The organism is uncultured Fibrella sp., from assembly GCF_964250085.1.
In the GTDB taxonomy this organism is placed as follows: Bacteria; Bacteroidota; Bacteroidia; order Cytophagales; family Spirosomataceae; genus Fibrella.
This window is the reverse complement of the sequence record NZ_CAXUEC010000001.1, coordinates 1253984-1275677: the sequence shown is the minus strand read 5'-3', so window position 1 is coordinate 1275677 and position 21694 is coordinate 1253984. Positions and strand designations below refer to the sequence as shown.

Genomic DNA, 21694 nt, shown 5'->3' with positions numbered 1-21694 from the left:
TAAAACTAGCCTTGACTACCGAAGCTGGAGCGTCGGCACTACTCCCATGCGAATCCCATTCGACCAACTTCAAGCGGAATTTGAGCGGGTATTACTCACGCTTGCGTTCACCAAAGAAAAGGCCGATTTATGCGCCCGAATCTTTGCCGAAAACAGCCGCGACGGTGTGGAAACACACGGCCTGAACCGGTTTCCTACCTTCGTGAAATTTGTCAAAGAAGGATTGATTCGTCCCGATGCCGAACCGATTGTGACGGGTCTGCTTGGCGCGATAGAACGGTGGGATGGCAACCTTGCTCCAGGCATGTACAACGCCACCCTGTGCATGGACCGTGCCATGAAACTGGCCGACGATAACGGCATTGGCTGTGTGGCCATCAGGAATACGAACCACTGGATGCGCGGCGGCACCTACGGCTGGCAAGCGGCCGACGCGGGTTATATCGGCATCTGTTTCACCAATACCATTGCTAATGTACCGCCCTGGGGTGGTATAGAACCAAGATTAGGCAATAATCCGTTCGTTATCGCGGTGCCCCGACAAGAAGGTAACATTGTGGTCGACATGGCCATGTCGCAGTATTCGTATGGAAAAATAGGGCAGTACGCCGCCGACAAAAAACAACTCCCACTCCCCGGCGGCTACGACAAGCAGGGCAACCTGACCACCGACCCGGAGGCCATCCGCGAAACCCAGCGGGCCTTGCCGATCGGTTTCTGGAAAGGCTCCGGCCTGTCTATGATACTGGACGTCCTGCTGACGGCCTTAACGGGCGGCAAATCAGTGGCGGCCATCACCAACAGTGGCAACGAATCGGGCGTATCTCAATGCTTTATCTGCATCAAGAACCCCATCATGCACGAAGCACTCATCAATGAGTTGATCGAGTATACCAAATCAAGCGCGTTGGTCGAGCCAGACAGCCCCATCCGGTATCCCGGTGAAAGCACGCTTGCCCGTCGGCAAGAGAGCCTGGAAACCGGCGTTCACGTGAATGAGCGCTACTGGCAGGAGCTACTCGCCATGTAACGGTGACTACTGCTTTATCATAAACTCACTCAGGTTGATCTCAGCATCGAGGGCCAGCTTTTTCCGAAGCCGATACCGTTTCAATTCAACACTCCGGTGCGTGATGTTGAGCAGTTGAGCAATCTCCTTGGTCGATAAATTCATGCGCAGATAAGCCGCCAGTTTCAAATCGCCCTGACTTAGATCAGGGTATCGGTCAATCAGGTGTTTGAGAAACTGCTCGTGCACTTTATTAAAATTAGCTTCAAACAGTTTCCAGTCCTGCTCACTCGACATGTTATTGTCGATCAGCACGTTGATCCGTTGAAAGTGGTCGGTTGGCATTCGGCTTCCCAACTGATTTTTCACCTGTTTCAACTCATCTTTCAACTGCATCAGCAGTTCATTTTTCTGGATCAGCGACATGGTCGAGTTGGCCAGTTCTTCGGATTTCTGGATCAACCCCTGCTCCAGTTGCTCCTTTTGCAGGAGAATAATTTCCCGCTGACTAGCCTCTTCCTGATGGCGCAACTGTTCTTCCAGCTTTTCACGTACCTGATCCTGTTTCACAGCCACCCGACGAAGGTGCAGTTGATAAAACAGCCACACCAGCGCCAGCAGTAACAGGAAATACAGCAGTTTGCTCCAGGTGTTCCAATACCAGGGCGGCCTGATCTCAAACGTCAGGGTTGTTTCGGACTGGCTCAGGTTCGACCGGAGATGCAACACGTATTGGCCCGGCGGCAGGTTACTGAACTCCTTCTGATGAATTGCTGCGTAGGGCGACCAGGCTCTAGCGCTATTCTCGAGCCAGTAGCTGTACTTTATGGGGCGGGTATAATAGGGCGTGCAGAAGGTGACCAGCAAATCGGCCTGCCGATGGGCGAAAGAAGGCTCTGGCAACGACCCCTGTTGTTGATTGCTCTGGAACGTCAACGTGTGAGCCGGATCATCAAGGGCCGCTATGGACCGGATGATTGGCGCACTGACGGAATCGGTGGCGAGCCGGGGCAGTTCGGCACGAGGCAGCAATGCAAACCCGTTTTCACGGCATAGGGCAACATAATTTGTATCGAGCGGCACAATAGCTTCCGATTCTTCGACCCATTGATTGGTACGGATGGGCAATTCTCGGGTGGCTCCGCTACCAAATTGATCACTCCCCGGCCGTACAAAAGACAGTGTTCCATCCTGACGAAGAATGAACAATTCGGTAGCCGACACAGGAAATAGCTTCCGAATAATCGGCTCGGCCTGCGGAAACAGTGTATTAGCCGACACAAACCGATTTGAAGCCGCCTGATATTGCCTTATTCCTCTAGCTGACGTGGCCATGATCTCATTTCCAATTTGGCAAAGGTTTATGATCGACTGCTGAAAAACGGGGTCACTGTATACACTGCTGGCCTCGATTCGATGAAGATCAGCCGAGAGGCGTACCCGCTGCAACCCCTGATTGGGTGCTTTGTTGACCCAGATGGCACCGGTTTTATCTTCTTCCAATTGCCTGACCGGTGCCGAAAACCCATCGACGGTATGCGAAAACGCCCATTGCCCCAGCCTGTCTTTCTGGTAGATGCAAAGTTTCGTGTACGTACCCTGAATAAGCCGCTCAGGGTGTCGGCTGAGGCGATGCAACACCCAACCACCCGTAATAGCACAGATCAGGCGCGCTTTTGTACCATCGACCCGGAACGTACCCCGATTATGCCCGCAGAGTAGCTGGCCATCCATCACGGTCAGATCCCAAACCTGACCCTGCGTTTCCGGAATCAGTTGAAATGGCCTGTCGGGCGCGGCAAGTGGTTTGTAGTAGAGCCCCTGATTGGTGCCTAGATACAGGTAATTGCCCTGTCGGGCAATGTCATAAACGGTACCCAGATTGTCGTCGTGATCGGTGAAATACCGGATCGGCGAATTGAAATTGATCAAATCGATACCACGATCCAGCCCCACCCATAGGTTCCCATCCGCATCCTGACACATGGATAATACGGTACTATTTTGCAAGCCATTTTTCTGGTTGAACTGGTATAGTACCCGCCCGTCGGCCGTGGTGACCAGTACGCCGTTGAGCAGCGTACCGAACGCGTACCGGTCGCCTCCAATCTTTAGTCCCTGGTTTAGCCGATTCTGCTGCATAAAGGCATTGATCCGGGAATTGAAGGGTAGAAATTGCTGTCCGTTGTACCGGTAAATGGCGCGTTCGGTACCAATCAGAATGTCTTTGTCCCCGGCAGGGAGCAACGTATTCACGGTTTCTTTGCCCAAAAACTCGCTGCCTTTCACCAGCACAAAGGTATCGCCCCGCAATTCATACAGCCCTTTGTCGATCACTTCCAGTACTAGTTGGGAACGTACCTGCTTGACAAATAGCACGTTTCCGGGCGGATGTAAAGTTTGCACTTTACCATTCGCGTAGCGGTACACATAGGCAAACGACTGGAAAAGCACGCCCTGCGACGTGACCAGGATATTCCATACTTCTTCGTTCCGAAATGACGGATCCGGAATCAGGGCGGTTAATGAATGGTAGGTTAGTTTTCCCGTTTGATCTGGCAGCCAATAGCCAAACTCGCCGAGAGCACCGGTATAAATTCGTCCGGTTTCATCAACAGCCACCGACCGTACTTTCTGCTTTTGCGGCAATTCATGGAGCCGCCAGCTACTCCCATCAAACTCCAGCAGGCCCTTGGAATTAGCGAAATACATGAACCGATTCCCCCGCTGCTGGCTGATGTTCCAGGTCTGATTGTAGGCTCCGTACACCTGCCGCGAGAACTGTGTTATCTCTGGTCGGCAAAAGCTATAACTATCCTGACTCACACCGACATGGCAGGCAACTAGTATAAAAATAAGCCCGAGCAGTAACTGTTTGACTGCCCGTTGCCGGTGGATGAGAGAAAAGATGCGATTTAGTAGTAAAAACACGGTTGATGTGTCGAAAAACAGTGAATACAGCCTAAAAACGGCGATATGATGTGGTAATGATGTACCCCTAATTTAGGTAGCGAACAATCACCCGCCTACTTTTGTCCAAAAAAATATAAGAAAATTAGTGCTCATGCAGGATAACGTACCTGGGCGTACTACGACGTACCCAGGCCTACAGAACGTGCCACACTTAACCTCGACAATAGATGGTTTACTTTTCACTTAATCGACAAGCAGCCGCCTGCTTCCTGACCGTTTTCCTGTTGTTACTTCTACAGGTGACCACGACCCATGCGCAGACTGTTACGAATCGGATCACGGGTAAGGTTATCGAAAAAGCGACCAACGCTGATTTACCCGGCGTAACCATCCAGATCAAAGGCACTACGTTGGGAACAAATACCGACGCCAGCGGAGCTTACAACATTCAGGCTCCCACCAATGCAACGCTGGTAATATCGAGCATCGGTTATACCAGCCAGGAAATTGCGGTCGGTGGCCGAACGGTGATTGACGTAGCCCTTATCGACGATTCGCGGTCGCTGAACGAAGTAGTGGTTGTTGGCTACGGCACCCAGCGACGGGCCGACGTAACCGGAGCCACCGTCACCATCAAAGGCGACGAACTGGTGAAGCAACCCGTGTTGACCGCCACGCAGGCACTTCAGGGCAAAGCCGCCGGTGTGCAGATCATCAGCAGTGGCCAGCCCGGTAGTTCGCCCGTCATCCGGGTACGTGGCACAGGCACCGCCCTCGCCGGAACAGCCGCCCTGTTTGTCGTCGATGGCGTGTTGACCGACGATATTTCCAACATTAATACCGCCGACATCACAAACGTAGACGTGTTGAAAGATGCGTCGGCAACGGCAATTTACGGAGCGCGTGGCGCCAATGGCGTAGTCATTATTACGACAAAACGCGGTACAGCGGGCAAAATGGTTGTCAGCTATTCGGGCAATGCGGGCTTTCGGTTACCAGCCAACCTGGTACAGATGGCCAATGCGACCGAATACGCCAACTACGTCAGCACGGCCAGCGGGAATCTGGTCAGCCCTGGCGCCACATCGACGGATTGGTATAGCCAGATTCTTCGTACCGGTTTCCAGCAGAACCACGGCCTCTCCCTCAGCGGCGGCACCGACAAGTCGACCTACTTTCTGAGTGCGGGTTACTACACCGATCAGGGCATCGTGATCGACAATATTTACAAACGCTTTTCAGTTCGGGCCAACCAGGATTTCACGTTCAACAAAGTGGTGCGGGCTGGCTTTTCGGCTTCCTACGCCAACGGCAATAACCAGATCGCCAACCTGAATTCGGCCTATAACAACGCCTATCGCGCCGCGCCGATCATTGCCGCCAAAGAGAATGGCAAATACGGTAACACGTCGGTGTATCAGAACGTAGGCAACGCCGTGCTGGATATTGAGAAGAACAACAACCTGGCCATCGACAACCGGTTGCTGGGCTCGGCATATCTGGAAATCAAGCCGGTATCGTGGCTAACCTACCGGACCAACATGGGCGGCGACTGGGTCACCCAGAACAGCCGGGTTTATAACTACCAGTTCAACAACGATACTACGACATTTCTCAACCCCGGTGGTAATCAGCGGAACCCGAACAGCAATTTGAGCGTCGGCAACACCAAAATTTTCCATTGGACGTTCGATAACCTACTGACCTTCAATCGCCAGTTCAACAAGCACACGCTGACCGTACTGGCCGGAACAACCGCCGAACAATACACGCTGGCCAGTGTCAACGCATTCAGGAAGGACGTACCTGCGGCCGAAAATCTCTGGTATGTCGGTACGGGTAACGCCAATACATCGACCAATGACGGCACGGGCGACAAGTATACCCGCAACTCGTACCTCGGCCGACTCAACTACAATTACGATGACAAATACCTGCTGACGGCTACCATCCGGGCTGATGGGTCGTCGCGCTTTCCGAGTCAGAACCGGTGGGGTTATTTTCCGTCGGTGGGTGCGGGCTGGCTTATTTCCAATGAGTCGTTCATGCAGAATCAGCACATCTTCGACCTGCTGAAACTGCGGGCCAGTTGGGGACGGGTTGGTAATGACCGTATTCCGTCTGACTCGTATGCCATCACCGTTCAACCCAATCTGGCGTATCCGTTCGGCGGCGGTGTAGCCACGCCCGGCAGCGCCATCACGCAGATCAAAGACCCGAACCTGAAGTGGGAAACAACCGAAGAAACTGACTTCGGTGTCGAGTTCTCGGCCCTGAAAGGTCGGCTAACGGGTGAAATCAATTATTACGACAAGAAAGCCCGCGACCTGCTCATCAATGTGAAAGTACCCTCAGTAACGGGTGATGCCGACGGGGTTGTGCTAACCAATGCCGCGTCGATTCGCAATCAGGGACTCGAACTAACCCTCAACTGGCGCGGCCGGATCAACAGCGACCTGACCTACCGCATTGGCGGCAACGCGACCCTGAACAGCAACAGCGTGATCGGTCTGAACGGTGGTCAGCCCATTCTTGACGGCGGCATTGGCGCCAACCAGCAGTATACCACCCGTACCGACAATGGCCAGCCCGTCGGCAGTTTCTACGTGCTTCAGGTGCTGGGCGTGTTCCAGAACGACGCCGACATAAACAGCTATACAAACCAGACCGGCCAGGTGATTCAACCCTCGGCAACACCCGGCGACTTTAAATACCAGGACACCAACGGCGATGGTAAAATCGACGACAACGACCGGGTATTCGCGGGCTCTTACCAACCCAAAGCCTACTTTGGCCTGAACCTTGGCCTGACGTATAAAAGCCTCGATTTCAGCGTCGATATCTACGGAAATGTTGGCAATCAGGTCTACAACGGAAAGCGGGCCTTCCGCCAGAATGTGCTCGACAACGTCGAAAAAACGATGGCATACAGCCGCTGGACCTCGGCAAATGGGTCGCAGACGGAGCCGGGTGCCAACAGTGGTAACCTGCCCGCGTCGACGTACTTCATCGAATCGGGTTCATTTGCCCGGATCAACAACGCCACGCTGGGCTACAAGCTACCACAGGCGCTGACCGACAAAATTCACCTCAGCAACCTGCGCGTCTTCGTGACAGCGCAAAACATTCTGACCATCAAAAAATACAGCGGCTTCACCTCAGAACTGGTTGGCAGCCCCACCAGTCAGGGCATTGAACTCAATGCGTACCCAACCACGCAAACCTTCGCCATTGGCCTGAACGCTGGCTTTTAATCTCGACGCACCAATGACACGCAACTTCATACTCCTGCTTAGCACTGGTTTCACGGCCGCGTTACTAACGGCTTCCTGCCAGAAAAGCTTCCTCGACGTACCTGTACAGGGGCAGGCAACCACCGCCACCGACCCAAATCTGGCTGTCAACCTGGTAACGGGCGTTTACAATAGCCTATTCAACGGAGAAGCCTTCGGCGGGGCAGGCGGCGACGTGCACGGCATCAGCTTTATTGCCGCCACCAATATCATCTCCGACGATGCCGACAAGGGCAGTACTCCCGGCGACCAGCCGCCCCTCAACGACATCGACAATTTCACCACAACGCCAACCAACACGTTTGTAGCCGCCCTCTGGAATGGCTACTACAGTGGCATTTCTCGGGCCAACCAGGCGCTGGTTGCCCTGTCGACGGCGTCGCTTGCTCCCGCCACGAAAAACCAGTTGATTGGCGAGGTGCGGTTTATCCGGGCCTATTACTACTTCAATCTGGTGCGCTTCTTTGGTAAAGTGCCAAAGGTAGTCCGGGTGCCGAAAGATGCACAGGATGCCAACACCGACCCGGCTTTTCAAACGCGTGCATCCGTCGACACGATCTACGGTGTCATTACCCAGGACCTGCAATTTGCCATCGACAACCTGCCGATACGTACCCAGTCGGCGGTGGGCCATGCCAACAAGGGCGCGGCTCAGGCACTGCTGGCAAAGACGTACCTGTACCGCAAAAACTGGCAGCAGGTGCAGACCCTGACCCAGGCCGTAATCAGTTCCGGCCAGTATTCGCTGGTGCCCGACTACTCGCTGATCTGGCGCTACGCAGGAGCCAACAATGCAGAGTCGATTTTTGAAACGCAGAGCGGCACGTTCAACAACTCCGACATTGCGGCGGGCGGGTATTGCACCTGGCAAGGGCCACGCGTTGGCCCCAAAGGTGGATGGACAGACCTAGGTTTTGGCTTCTGCACCCCCACGCCCGACCTCGTCAACGCCTATGAAGTGGGCGACAGGCGCAAAGCCGCCACCATCATTGCCATAGACCGCAGTGGCCGGGGGCTGGGTACGTTGCTGTTCGATGGCTTCCGAATTCCCAGCGGCGATTCGGTGCAGAACGCCTACTACAATTACAAGGCCTATGCCAGCGAAAACAAGAATATCGAGCCGTATCTGGGCAACCGCGACCAGAAGCAGAAAAACATTCGCTTACTCCGCTACGCCGATGTGCTGCTGATGAACGCCGAAGCCGCCAACGAACTGGGGCAATCGGCCGCCGCAGCAACGTACCTGAATCAGGTTCGCACGCGGGCTGGTTTAGCCGCCACCAAAGCCGCCAGTCAAGCCGACCTGCACACCGCCATCTGGAACGAACGCCGCGTAGAACTGGCCATGGAGCACGACCGCTTTTTCGACCTCGTTCGGCAAGGCCGGGCAGCGCAGGTGATGAAAGCAGCCGGCAAAAATTTCGTGGCGGGTAAGAACGAACTATTGCCTGTGCCCAGCCTGCAAATTCAGCTCAGCGGCGGCAAACTGGACCAGAACAACGGATATTAATCAACGAGTAAACACCAATCCAAATCAGTTAATAATCAGCTTAAAAAATTAAATTATGAAAACTGCAACACAGAGTACATGGGTTATAGCTGCCCTCCTGGCAGGCACAACGCTCGTTTCATCGTGCAAAAAAGACGAGACAGCAACCCTTCCCGCCATCGGCGGATACAATAGCTCGAATGACATAGCTACCTCGAATTTGATAGCACATTGGCCGTTTGACGGGTCTAACAATGAGCGCATTTCAAGTACGGCGCCATCAGCGGCGGTGAATGCCTCGTTCACAACAGGCGCGAGTGGTCAACGGCAGGCGCTCAATCTGGCATCTGGGTACGTTGCTTTTCCAACACCGGCCAGTCTGCTTAACTCAGCCGGCCTTCCTAGTTTCACGGTTAGTTTATGGGTTAATGTAAAGAACAATAAAGGTGGTTCGGGCACACCATCGTCATTCTTTACACTGGCAAGAGCCAACGAATGGGCGGGCAGCGTCAACCTATTGGCTGAAACAGGCCGGTATGCGCCAACTATTGATACGCTTGACGTAAAAGGGCTGCTGGTTCATAAAGCATCAGATGGTAACGCTACCTTTCAGGATAACATCAACTCGTCGCAAAAGGGGGGTGATCAGACGTTTAAAGCCGGTGGAAAATGGTCGCATTTCGTAGCTGTTTACGATGCCAGCACCTCTAAGATCACCCTGTACGGTAACGGCAAAAAAATCAACAATCCCGATTACGAAACCCGCACGTATAATGGCTCACCACTTGGTAATCTGGCACTGTATCCAGTAACGAAAGTGATTATGGGCGCATGGGGTACCAACCTGCCGGGCGGTGGCACTGCTGATAGCTGGCAGGTGCCAATGACGGGCCAGCTTGACGAAGTACGCATCTACAGCAAAGCCCTTACGGTGGGCGATATCAACTCACTGTATCAACTGGAAGCCGCTGGCCGGTAAGCCTAGACGCCACGATGTATTGCTGACGCGCGTAGAGACGCAAGATATTGCGTCTCTACGCTTGCGTACGCCCTCTTTGCATAAGCATCAACCAATCAACGTATTATGAGAACCATACCCCTACTGTCACTCCTTATTTTGCTGGTAGGGTTTGCCTGCAAGACACAAACGACGCCCGACGTACCTGAGTCGTTCTTTTACCGGGCGGCGCTTGTCAATGGGCAGTCGTCGGTTAGTCAGAGCTTCAGGAATGTCAGCGCCAGTCCGGTAATTACGCTGTCGTTTTCAGCGCCGGTGCAGAAAGACGGCATTTCAACGGCGGTTCGACTCACTCAGAAATCAGACGCCCAGGTAGTACCGCTGACCTACGCTTTTTCGGGAAACGACACCACCCTGACCCTGACGCCCCAGCAACCGCTCCGCCCGTTAACGGCCTACACACTGGAGGTGTTGCCCTCGCTCACCTCGCAACGAAGCACCGCCCTGAACTCGAGTATTGTCGTCACCCTGACTACGGCGCTTGATAGTACCGATAAATTTCCCCGCATCAGCGACGACGCCCTGCTCGACCTGGTGCAGAAAAAAACCTTCACTTATTTCTGGGATTTTGGCCACCCCGTTTCGGGCATGGCTCGTGAACGTAATTCGTCGGGCGATGTGGTCACGTCGGGCGGAACGGGCTTTGGCGTGATGGCTATTGTGGCGGCGATCAACCGCAATTTCATTACCCGGCAGGATGGTTTGGCACGCCTGCAAAAAATTACCGGTTTTCTAACAACCGCCAAACGCCATCACGGCGCGTTTCCCCACTGGCTGAATGGGGCTACCGGCGCAACGATTCCGTTCAGCCAAAAAGACGACGGTGCCGATCTGGTCGAAACCTCGTATCTGATGCAGGGATTGCTCACCGCCCGGCAGTATTTCAACAGCCCCACCAACGCCGACGAAATTGCCCTGCGCAAGTCGATCAACGCGCTTTGGGATGGCGTGGAATGGAACTGGTTTACTAAAAGCGGGGCTGAAACCAACCTCTACTGGCACTGGTCGCCCAACTACAACTGGGATATGAACATGCCCATCCGGGGTTGGAACGAAGCCCTGATCACCTACGTCATGGCCGCCTCGTCGAACACATCGCCTATTTCAAAAGCGGTGTATACCACGAGTTGGGCGCAGAACGGCAAAATGGTTAACGGCAACAGTTACTACGGCATAAAACTACCCCTTGGCCCGGCCTACGGCGGCCCGCTGTTCTTCTCACACTATTCGTTTCTGGGCATCAATCCGCATGATTTAACGGATACCTACGCTGATTACTGGCAGCAGAATACGGCGCACTCGCAGATCAATTACACCTACTGCAAGACCAATCCGAAAGGCTACGCAGGCTACAGCGCCGACTGCTGGGGGCTAACCGCCAGTGATGAACAAAACGGCTACTCGGCCCACGAACCCAATAACGATAACGGCACCATCTCGCCCACGGCAGCACTATCGTCGATGCCTTACACACCTACCGAATCGATGCGGGCGCTCCGTTTCTTTTATTACAAACTGGGCGACAAAATCTGGAAGGATCAGGGCTTCGTCGACGCGTTTAATCTGACCAATATCTGGTTTGCCAACTCGTATCTCGCCATCGATCAGGGACCGATCATTGTTATGATCGAAAACCAGCGCAGCGGGCTTCTATGGAACCTGTTCATGAGTTGCCCCGAAGTAAAAAAAGGCATGAAAGGACTCGGCTTCGCCAGTCCAAACCTGAATTAGGCGTGAGGCTTTACCAGTATGAATCCTACTAAAAACAGCCCGCCTGATTTTCCTTACTAAACCCTTTTCATGAAACTCCTCTTCCTCCTGTTTGCCTGTACCATCGGGCTTGCTCAGGCCCAGTCGGCATACAAGCTTACCACGGCCGACAATGCCTTTTTAGATAGTCTGCAACACGATACATTCCGGTATTTCTGGGAAACGGCCAATCCGGCCAACGGCCTCATTCCCGACCGCGCGCCAACGCCTTCGTTCAGCAGCGTAGCCGCTGTTGGCTTCGGCCTTACCACGTACCTGGTTGGCGTTGAACGTGGGTACGTTACCCGGAAGCAAGCCGCCGACCGGACACTGGCCACCCTGCGCTTCTTCGCCACGGCCACGCAATCAGAAAAAGCAACTGACGTAACGGGCTATAAAGGTTTTTTCTACCATTTTCTGGACATGAAAACGGGGAAACGCTTCAAACAGGTCGAACTATCGACCATCGACACGGCTTTGCTTCTGGGCGGTATTCTAAGCGCCCAGACGTACTTTGACCAGAACGTACCTGCGGAAAAAGAAATCCGTAAACTAGCCGAACAGATTTACGCACGAGCCGACTGGACGTGGTTTCAGAACCGAAATCCAAAAGCCAAATCGCCCGCCGTGGTGTCGATGGGGTGGCATCCCGAAAAAGGATTCATTCCCAACGACTGGACAGGCTACAACGAAGCCATGCTCTTGTACGTACTGGCCCTCGGTTCACCCACCCACCCCATCAGCACCGACGCCTGGACAGCCTGGACAACGAGCTACGAATGGGCAACGTTTCAGAATCAGGCTCACGTCAATTTCGACCCACTATTCGGGCATCAGTACTCGCATATCTGGATCGACTTTCGAGGTATAAAGGATAGTTACATGGCAAAAAAAGGCATCGATTACGCCGAGAATTCGCGCCGGGCAACCTACGCAAACCGAGCCTACTGCCTGGCCAATCCCGCCAACTGGAGCGACTATAACGCCACCATCTGGGGGCTGACGGCCTGCGATGGCCCCAAAGACACGACGGTGGCTGGCCGCACGTTTTTCTCGTATCGCGCCCGCGGAGCCGCCAGTCAGCAGGTAGTAGATGATGGCACCATTGCCCCCACGGCCGCCGGAGGATCAATGGCCTTTGCCCCCGAAATTTGTTTGCCCGCGTTACGGACTATGAAGGCAAGATACGGTAGCCAACTATATGGTCAGTATGGCTTCCGCGACGCCTTTAACCCTACATACCGTTATCGCTCAGCGTTTGCCAACGGCCCCACAACAAACGGCTGGTTCGACATCGATTACCTGGGTATCGACCAGGGGCCAATTGTTTTAATGGCCGAAAATCTGCGTACTAATTTTGTCTGGAACCTGATGAAGCGCAATCCGCATATTCGGCGCGGCCTGACGCGGGCAGGATTCAAAGGAAGCTGGCTGAACTGACACGTACCTATTTTGTTGGCTCGTCGTTAAGTAGGAAAGCAGACAACGTCAGTTTACTGACTGATACATAGCTACAAACGGTCAAACTACATACTTCCTCTTCCAGATGAAATCATCCATGCGTTTTCTTATCGTCTTCCTTTTTCTGGCACAACTGGCTGTTGCTCAAGACAAACTAGGTATCGTTGGTCATAATCACCTGGCTCTGCATGTGAAAGATATGGCGGTTAGTACGGCCTTTTTTCGGGATGTGATGGGCCTGAAACCTATTCCGGTACCCGAAAACCTGAAAGCTATCCGGTCGTGGTTCGATCTGGGCAATGGGCAGCAGATTCACCTCATGGCCGGGCGCACGGAAGAGATCATCCACGACAAAAACGCCAGCCACATTGCGCTCTTCGTCGATAACATCGACAAGTCGGAAGCATACCTGAAAGCCCATAATCTTACCTTCCATAAACAAACTCGTTTTGACGGAGTGGTACAGCTCTATTTCTCTGATCCTGACGGGTATCTGTGGGAATTGAACCAGGGAAAAGTGGTCACTAAAGCGTACTAGACGCACGCAGTTAACTTCTTGTATGCATTCCGTGTCGGACCATTGCCTAAGTATCTTTTAGGCCGCTTAACATTGTCGGGAACGGCGGGTTCTTGTTGTACACGTCGCCGTTAGGCCGTTCGTCAATCAATACGTTTTCAGGAGTAATTACTAACCACGCGAAAGATTGCGTTGCTACGGTTAGGCGTATGCCCTGCTTGAACGGGTTTGGCCCTTTGTTAACCGTTTCCGTCGCTTTCTCATGAAACTTAGTGACTACCCAGCGTCTTCATCGGACGTATCAACAAATGAACAACTGTCTAAAATCTCATCAGTAGCCAGCCTGTTGAGTACGACAGACTCAACCAAAACTAACAAATCGGGCCGCTCGTCTGATGCATCGGTTAGCCGGACGGCACTACCCGAGCATCTGATCTGTTTTTCGCATCTGCGTTGGAATTTCGTGTATCAGCGTCCTCAACATTTGCTGAGCCGCGCCAGCGAGCAGATGACGGTCTGGTTTCTGGAAGAACCCATCTGGGGCAACGAACTGCGCGTTGATGTGCGCTCGGAAGGTGAAAACCTTAACATCGTTGTTCCTCACATTCCCCACGGAACACCCCATCAGGATGTGCTCGCTTACCAGCGCCGGATGGTCGATCAACTGATTGAATCAGAACGTATAGTAGACTACGTTGCCTGGTATTACACACCTATGGCGCTGTTGTTCAGCGATCACCTGACGCCCACCCATACCGTTTACGACTGCATGGATGAGTTGTCGGCCTTTCTGGGCGCACCACGCGAACTGCTTAATCAGGAAACTAAATTGATGGCTCGGGCCGACCAAGTTTTTACCGGTGGTTACAGCCTTTATGAAGCTAAACGGACGCGTCATCCCCACGCGCACGCGTTTCCGAGCAGCATCGACTTTGCTCATTTCTCGAAAGCCCGGCGCGGTCAGGCCGATCCGGCCGATCAGGCTCAGATTGCGCAGCCACGCATTGGTTTTTCGGGCGTGATCGACGAGCGTTTCGATGTGGATCTGCTGCGCGACCTGGCTCAGCGACGCCCCGACTGGCAGTTTATCATCATCGGCCCCATCGTGAAAATCGATCCCGCTACGTTGCCCCACACGCCAAATGTACATTACCTGGGCATGAAGTCATACAAAGAGTTACCCGCTTATTTCAGCGGCTGGAATGTGGCCATGCTACCCTTCGCCCTCAACGAGTCGACGAAGTTTATCAGCCCAACCAAGACGCCCGAATACCTGGCCGCTGGCCTGCCAACCGTATCAACGCCCATTCGCGATGTGGTACGTACCTACGGCGAACGTGGATTTACGCAGATAGCCTCGACAGCCGCTGAGTTTGAGGCCGCCATTGAGAAAGCACTCAACGGCGAACATCCCAAAAGCTGGGAAGCCGTGGACCAGTTCCTGAGCGAAAACTCCTGGGATAAAACCTGGCAGGACATGAGCCAATGCATCTGCAAAAACGTGTGAATACAATGAACAATGATTAAGTGTCAATTGGCTTCGCACGAATATAGCTGCGTCAGCCAGTTGATACTTAATCATTGTTCCTACTCTCCTTTCGGGACAACCAGTACTACATCTTCTTTTTCCACCACGACTTGGCCCTCAGCCAGGCCTTTTGGTTTACGGACGAATTTTTTCGGCGTCACAATCACCGGACACAGGCTGTCGGTTCGTCGCTTCGAATACCAGGCCGCCAGTTCGGCGGCCCGCTCAATCACCGTTTTTGGAAACGGTTTACCCGCCTTGTATTTCACCACCACATGCGACCCGCTCACATCGCGGGCGTGTAGCCACAGGTCATCTTTGTAAGCGTAGCGCTGGGTGAGCAGGTCATTGTTTTTGGCGTTACGACCAATTCGGATCACGAACCCTTCGTACTGAACTTCTTTGAACAGTTCGGCTGGATCAGTACTCGCTGGCGCATCACCAAGTAAGCCGTGTTGCTTGACATACCTGCGCAGTTCTTTCAGCGATTGCATCGGCTCGATCACCGCCCGGTGGGCCTGAAGCTCATCAATTTCTTTCTCGCGATAGTCGATCTGCTGCGTCAGATGTTCGGCTTCTATCTTTTCGTTTTTTGCTTTCCGGTAATAGCCCTCCGCGTTACGTTGCGGCGACAAATCGACTTTTAGCCGGATGGTGACGGGGCGGTTATCCCGGTAAAAATCCTCGACGGTGATTGTTTCGGGTGAGCGGCCGCCGGGCAACACAGGTACGTTGTGCAGGTTAGCCATCAGCAGGTTACCCAGTTCCTCATGGCTTGGCCCATCGTCGCGGCTGATGAGCCGTTGCAGGTTGGCGTCCAGCAACGCACGCGCCCGTTTCAGCCGCTTATCGATCAGGCGAAGCACGTCGGCACGCTCCCGGTCGACAACGTTCTGGCCGTTGTAAGAAATAAAGAACCCGTTGGTTGCTTCGATCGGGTCGCTGTAGGTACGTATCGGTTCAGCGAGAGGCACTAATGACAAGGCCGGGTGATGCTCGAACCGGATCAGCGAATAGGTGGGCTGGTCTAACTCGCGCAGCACGTCCTGCAACATAGCCCAGGTAACGCCCGTACCGGCTTCCTGTGCCCGCTTCTCCACGTAAGCCCGTACCAGTTTTCCGAAGGTGGGGAACAGTTTACGGTAATCGCCAGCCGCCGCCATGAAGGCTGTTTCACTCTGATCGATCGGCCGGTCGATGCTGTCGAGTTTTAAATTCCGGTCGGCAACGAGCTTGCTGTTGAACAGGTCTTCAACATCGTTTTCGTTGAAGATCAGCAGGTTTGGCCGGTTACCAAAGAATTTAAACAGCAGTGTGTACCCATCGGCGAGGTCAATGGCTAAACAGCGTTCGTTCAGAAAGGAACGTACCCCCAGCACCGCTTTGCCCGGTGTTTCCATGCCGGGCCGGTCTGGGTCATCGCCGCCTTCATTGCCCGTCAGGTTATTGAACAGATCGACGCTGTTGGTACGGGCACGGCGCACATCGTCGGAAACAAGCAGCCCGGAAAAATCGGGACGAAGGGTGACTTTCACGAAAACCGGCTTGTAATAATTGGCTTTCCCCCGCGCCTGCGCAAACGCCAGCACCACCTCGTCGCGATCCTGGCTGAAGCATTCCATGAAAAAAAGCCCCTGCAATCGGGCCTGAAGTACAGGAGCCAGTTGACGCAGAAAATAATAGTTGGTGTGCATGAGATCAGTGAACAACGATCAGTTGTCAATGGTGCAACCAGCAACGTACCTGAGCAACGCTACTGATACCTGTTATTTAACCTGCGCGCCGTTTTCGCCGACGAAGCGTTCAAAAAACTCATAGATGCGAAGCATACGGTCGATGCGCTGGCGAACGTTGCCGGTTCGGCTCAGTTCGTGGGTAGCGCCTGGCATACGAACGTATTCGACGGGGCGGCCCAGCACCTTCAGGCTCTTATACATCATTTCTGATTGGATAATGCCCGTACGCAGGTCGTTCTCGCCATGTTTAATCAGCAACGGCGTTTTGATATTCTGGACGAACGAGTACGGCGAATTGGCGTCCAGTACTTCTTTCGCTCCGTTTTCCCACGGATACCCGAAGTAATTAGGCACCAGCGCCCAGGCGTTGCCTTCGCCCATAAACGTGGTGAGGTCGTAGACGCCCCGTTGCGCGAAAGCTGCTTTAAACCGGTTGTCATGCCCAACAATCCAGGCGGTGAGGTAACCCGCGTAAGAACCGCCCGTGATGACCTGCCGCGTTGTGTCGACCCACGGTTCACGAGCTGCCGCCGTAGCCGCCGCCAGTACATCCTCGGCCGGACCGGTGCCCCAGTCGCGGTAGTTGGCCCGTTGGAACGCCTGCCCATAGCCCCCCGACCCGCGCGGATTGGCGTAGACAACACCATAGCCCTGGGCGCAGAGGTATTGCAGTTCGTGCCACATCGATGGTTCGCCAGGTCCCCACATAGCCGTTGGGCCACCATGCATATTCAGCACCAGCGGGTACGTCTTGCCAGCTACGAATTTGGCCGGTTTCATGATCCAGTAGTCGACTGCCTGCCCTTTTGAGTTGGTGTAAACGGCCTTTTTCGGATAACTGAGCACCTTGCCAGCCAGCCAGTCAGCGTTAGGCGCGGCTAGTTTTTTGGGCGTAGTGGCGTCGAGCGAGGCGGTGTAGAGGGCCGAGGGATCGGCCACTTCCGTTTTAGCAAATACAATTGTGCCGCCGCTGACATCAAAATTGGTCACGCCCGATTCGGGTGTCGTCAAGCGATCGATGGTGTTGGTGCGGGTGTTCAACCGGAACAGCGGAATGCCTCCGTCGGCACTGGCAGTAAAGTATAAGGCCAGGTACGTTGCTGTTTTATTAGCGCCACGTGCAGGTTTTGCTTCAGCTTGCCCAATGGGTACGTTGGCCCAGACAAAATTGCCCGCCGCCCGGTCGAACTCAATGACTTTCGCATTGCTGACGGTCATATTACTCAGGTCGGCCAGCGCCAGATTTGGGAAACCTACCCCCCGCGAATTGCCCGCCAGATAAGCGAGTTTGAGGCCGTCGGGCGAGGGAACCGGCGAGCTGAACGATTTACCTGCTTCGCTCAAGACCGGCGTCAACGTACCTGAGCCATCGGCAGCAATGGCCACAATGGCGTTGTCGACTTCCCGGTCGGGGTGCTGTGCCGGATCGCGGTCGGTCACGGCCAGAATAGCCTGTCCGTCGGGCAACCAGGCAGCCGCCTGATAGGAAGCAAAGCCACGGGTAATGGGCGTCGGTTTTGCGCCTTCGCGTACCTCCACGACGTAGAGGTGAGCAAAGCTCATGACCGGTTCGGTGGTCGATTCGCCCTGGAAGTTCAGGCGGGTGATCACTTTGGCTTTTTTATCCTCGACATCTTTGGCCAGGTACGCTCTAATCTCGGCCAGCGACCCATCGGGATTTGCTTTCGGTGCGTCCTTTTTTGGCAACATATCAGCCGCTGCCATACCCGGTTTTTCCAGCGACCAACGTGGCCCCCGACGCTCAGGGTTCAATAACGTGTCGGCCATTACCTCGGGAAACGATACCGATGTGGTGAACAGAATCCGTTTGCCATCGGGCGAAAAAACGGGGCTGCCTGCGCCATATGCCAGCGTTGTCAGTTGGTAGGCCTCACCCCCGTCGAGCGGCATCACAAACACCTGCGATTTTCCCTTGACGGTTCTCACGAAAGCAATCTGTTTACCATCGGGCGACCACACAGCCTGCCGGGCACTCTCGGCGCCACGTGTCAGCGCTTTGTCGGTGCCGGGCTGAAGGTTGGTGAGGTAGATGTGCGTGCGGTAGTCGTATTCCAGCGGCTGGTCAGGCGTTGGCTCGATGGTCGTCAGGGTATACAGGGCCTGTTGCCGATTCGGTGAAACCTGAATACCACCCACCTGCTTAATGCGGGTTAGGTCGGTGACCAGCACACTGGTGGCGGGTTGGGCGACGGCAAAGGTGGCCCAGAACAGAAACAGAGGAAGCAGGAAGCGTTGATGGTGTTGCATACCCGCAAGATATACCCAAATAGAACGCTGATTAACTAGATTTAAGCGGATACTGCTTATCCGTTGAACTGACGCGGTTTTGTCAGCCCGACAACAGAAAAGCCTTCTTGTCAATCCTGTCAGTAAGTTCAGCGCAATGGCTGGAGATCGGGATTGCTGATGAACGAATAGTCGGTCAGTGTGAGCAGGAACGTGATGATGTCGTTCTGTTCCTGCTGAGTCATCGGGATGCCCAGTTGGCCGTTTTGCTTCAGCAACGGGTCGAGTTGGGGGCTATCCTGCACGCCGGTTGCATAGTGGCGCAATACCTGTTGGAGCGTGCTAAACCGACCATCATGCATGTAGGGCGGTGTAAATTCGATGTTGCGCAGGCTGGGTACGCGAAATTTGTACTTATCGGCGGCTTGCCCCGTAATGGCACCGCGCCCCAGGTCGTCAATCTTAGCCGTAGCGATCTTCGGCAGGCCGTTGTTCCGAAAGCTCTGATCGGTAAAAAACGGCTCCTTATGGCAACCCGCGCACTTGACCTGAAACAGGGTAAGTCCACGTTGAGCGGCATCAGGCAGGGCGGCGTCGGCTTCTTTCCGAACAAACTTGTCGTAACCCGAATTGGCCGATACCATCGTCAGCATAAATTGCGACAGTGCTTTCAAAAACCGTTCCGACGTGATGGAATCGGTGCCATAGGCCGCTTTAAACAACGGTCGATAGCGACCGCTGGTGCGCACTTTTTTGAGCACGTTACCGAGCGAATCACCCATTTCAACGGGGTTCTGGATGGGCGCAATGGGCAGTAGATCAAGGTCGACGATGCCGCCATCCCAGAAGAAGTTCTGCCGCCAGGCCACGTTCTCAATGCCAGGTACGTTACGCGTGCCAATCTGATCATTGATCCCGTGACTCAGCGGATGGTCGGTGTGCGAGAAGGCGGTAAACGGTGAGTGGCAGAACGCACAGGTGATCGTGCCGTCTTTGGAAAGCGTGGCGTCGTAGAACAGCGTTCGGCCAAGGGCTACGCCTTCTTTAGTCAACGGGTTGTTGGCAAAATCGTAGACCGGATCAGGAAAATTGGCGGGCGCTTTCCAGGCGTAGGGCGTGCCGGCGGTAGTTGGCGGGTCGGGTTTTACTGGCTCATCAGTGGTACCTTTTGGTCCGCACGATGCCACCCAACCCCACAGGGCTATGCTAAAAAGAAGGGCAACAATACGGATATGTCTCACAAGTAATCAGCAGTTTATCTACTTCGAACTGGTTCCAGAGGACCCGAACGAAAACATGGTAGCATAGTTATTGGCAATCGTGGCCGAAATCGGCGACACCATTACGTCTGGGTACGTGGCAATACTGATCGGCGTTGGCCCGTCGACTAGTTTCCCGGCATCTGTGTTAATTACGACCGACGATTTCATAGCTGCGCTGGTTCGAACTCCCGCTCCGTTCACGCTCATGGGTACGCGCACAACGCGGGTGTTGTTGAGCGTAGGGGCCTGATAGCCGCCAAACAAGCCGATATGGTACCGGAAATTACGGTTACCAGTGGCATCGAGCGGTGCCTGGGGCGAGGTTCCTTCCATTTTTAAATGGATGTAGCCAGAATTCCAGTCCCAGTACATACCGCTGGTGTGACTACCGGCCGGGTCGAGGATGCCCGTGCGCTTGCTGATGTCGGCGGTATTGCGCAGGCTATCAACGCCCACCATAAATTCGAGTTGGGTGTAGTCGCCCGCAGGTACGTTGTTCAACGTGATTACCTGCGATGTTGGGTCAGCTTCGCGAATCAGGAAATAGCTGTCGTCCTGCGGAACGGTGTACGCTGCGCCATCGGCCCTGAGTAAGCGGATATTGCTGACAAAATAATCGAAACGCGTAACGGTAAATGTTTCACCTGCCTTGTTCCGGTAGGTGCCAGTGCCCAGTGCCAGGTCGTTGCTGCCAACCCTGTTGTCGAATGTAAGCTGTACTGATCCGACCGACGTAGCTACGTCATTTTTGGTCTGACACGCGATCAGGCCCGACAAGGCGAAAAACAACCCGAAAAGACGTTGCATAAGTGAGCAGATTACCAGCCGGTTCTATGGCTGACTAACGCTGAAACAACGTTGTATGTTGCCGGAACGAGCCATATTAAGGATGATTTAAGGCTGTGTCAGCGGTAAACGGCAGGGTCTTAAATTTAGTAAACGGCAAAAAAGATACTCTGTTCAGGGTATTGACAATCAAGCGCTTTTGGTGAATATTGCACCAGTACTTTTATCTATCCACAATATATACTTTTCATCATGAACGCGAACTCCTTCGCTTCTGTGTGCTCGGGCATTACACCCGAAGCCCTCACCCGTCTGTTCGACATGTCGGACCTCACGCTCCCTTTCTGGGGGTACCGCAAGGCGATGCCTATGCACAAGATCGTCCGTCTGGAAGGCGAGGGTAATTATACGATGTTTCACTTTAGCGATGGCACCCGGCTGATGGTATCGCTGACGTTGAAAAAGATGGCCTCCCGGCTGGCACCCGACGTATTTGCCCGTCCGCACAAGAAGAACATCGTAAATTTGATGTATCTGGATGAAGCACATCCCAGCCGCAATCAACTCACGGTGCAGCTAACCAACGGCGACCGCATCGACGTGTCGCGCCGAAAAGCCAGTATCTTCTTCCGCCAGTTGGAAGGCTTCCAGCAGAAGGTGCAGACGTTGGCAGATTAGATTAGTGT

General features: G+C 54.0%; 14 protein-coding genes. 9 read left to right on the top strand and 5 right to left on the bottom strand.

Going from position 1 to position 21694, the window contains the following annotated elements; all coding sequences use genetic code 11:
- The first annotated feature begins 46 nt into the window (after positions 1 to 46).
- A complete protein-coding gene (gene yiaK, locus ACFE8Q_RS05100) occupies positions 47 to 1030 on the top strand; it encodes a 3-dehydro-L-gulonate 2-dehydrogenase (protein ID WP_375444274.1) in 984 nt (327 codons plus the stop codon).
- A gap of 6 nt (positions 1031 to 1036) precedes the next feature.
- Here the strand turns inward: yiaK and ACFE8Q_RS05095 are convergent, their stop codons facing one another.
- Positions 1037 to 3940 (bottom strand): two-component regulator propeller domain-containing protein, encoded by a 2904-nt coding sequence (locus tag ACFE8Q_RS05095; RefSeq protein ID WP_375444273.1) that lies wholly within the window; start codon positions 3938 to 3940, stop codon positions 1037 to 1039.
- A gap of 209 nt (positions 3941 to 4149) precedes the next feature.
- Here ACFE8Q_RS05095 and ACFE8Q_RS05090 point away from each other — a divergent pair, with 209 nt between their 5' ends.
- From ACFE8Q_RS05090 to ACFE8Q_RS05060, 7 genes are all read left to right on the top strand, one after another.
- A complete protein-coding gene (locus ACFE8Q_RS05090; protein ID WP_375444272.1) occupies positions 4150 to 7176 on the top strand; it encodes a SusC/RagA family TonB-linked outer membrane protein in 3027 nt (1008 codons plus the stop codon).
- 13 nt (positions 7177 to 7189) lie between these two features.
- Entirely contained in the window at positions 7190 to 8725 is a 1536-nt protein-coding gene (locus ACFE8Q_RS05085; RefSeq protein WP_375444271.1) for a RagB/SusD family nutrient uptake outer membrane protein, read from the top strand.
- A gap of 55 nt (positions 8726 to 8780) precedes the next feature.
- Positions 8781 to 9683: a LamG-like jellyroll fold domain-containing protein gene (locus tag ACFE8Q_RS05080; RefSeq protein ID WP_375444270.1), complete on the top strand. Its 903-nt coding sequence runs from the start codon at positions 8781 to 8783 to the stop codon at positions 9681 to 9683.
- Between the two features lie 105 nt (positions 9684 to 9788).
- Positions 9789 to 11453, top strand: a complete 1665-nt coding sequence (locus tag ACFE8Q_RS05075; protein ID WP_375444269.1) for a glucoamylase family protein — start codon at positions 9789 to 9791, stop codon at positions 11451 to 11453.
- 69 nt (positions 11454 to 11522) lie between these two features.
- On the top strand, positions 11523 to 12911 hold the full coding sequence (locus tag ACFE8Q_RS05070) for a glucoamylase family protein (RefSeq protein WP_375444268.1): 1389 nt from the start codon (positions 11523 to 11525) through the stop codon (positions 12909 to 12911).
- Between the two features lie 118 nt (positions 12912 to 13029).
- The gene (locus ACFE8Q_RS05065; RefSeq protein ID WP_375444267.1) at positions 13030 to 13470 is read left to right on the top strand and encodes a VOC family protein; all 441 of its coding nucleotides are present in this window, start codon (positions 13030 to 13032) and stop codon (positions 13468 to 13470) included.
- Between the two features lie 241 nt (positions 13471 to 13711).
- Entirely contained in the window at positions 13712 to 14956 is a 1245-nt protein-coding gene (locus ACFE8Q_RS05060) for a glycosyltransferase family 1 protein (RefSeq protein WP_375444266.1), read from the top strand.
- An 80-nt stretch (positions 14957 to 15036) separates the two neighbouring features.
- On the opposite strand, the gene ACFE8Q_RS05055 is transcribed toward ACFE8Q_RS05060, so the two are convergent.
- From ACFE8Q_RS05055 to ACFE8Q_RS05040, 4 genes are all read right to left on the bottom strand, one after another.
- Entirely contained in the window at positions 15037 to 16671 is a 1635-nt protein-coding gene (locus ACFE8Q_RS05055) for an NFACT RNA binding domain-containing protein (protein ID WP_375444265.1), read from the bottom strand.
- A 72-nt stretch (positions 16672 to 16743) separates the two neighbouring features.
- The gene (locus tag ACFE8Q_RS05050; protein WP_375444264.1) at positions 16744 to 18981 is read right to left on the bottom strand and encodes a S9 family peptidase; all 2238 of its coding nucleotides are present in this window, start codon (positions 18979 to 18981) and stop codon (positions 16744 to 16746) included.
- A 128-nt stretch (positions 18982 to 19109) separates the two neighbouring features.
- Entirely contained in the window at positions 19110 to 20201 is a 1092-nt protein-coding gene (locus ACFE8Q_RS05045) for a cytochrome-c peroxidase (RefSeq protein ID WP_375444263.1), read from the bottom strand.
- 18 nt (positions 20202 to 20219) lie between these two features.
- Entirely contained in the window at positions 20220 to 21029 is an 810-nt protein-coding gene (locus ACFE8Q_RS05040) for an MbnP family protein (protein ID WP_375444262.1), read from the bottom strand.
- A 231-nt stretch (positions 21030 to 21260) separates the two neighbouring features.
- Between ACFE8Q_RS05040 and ACFE8Q_RS05035 the strand changes: the two genes are divergently transcribed.
- Positions 21261 to 21686 (top strand): LytR/AlgR family response regulator transcription factor, encoded by a 426-nt coding sequence (locus tag ACFE8Q_RS05035; protein WP_375444261.1) that lies wholly within the window; start codon positions 21261 to 21263, stop codon positions 21684 to 21686.
- The last annotated feature ends 8 nt before the right edge of the window (positions 21687 to 21694 follow it).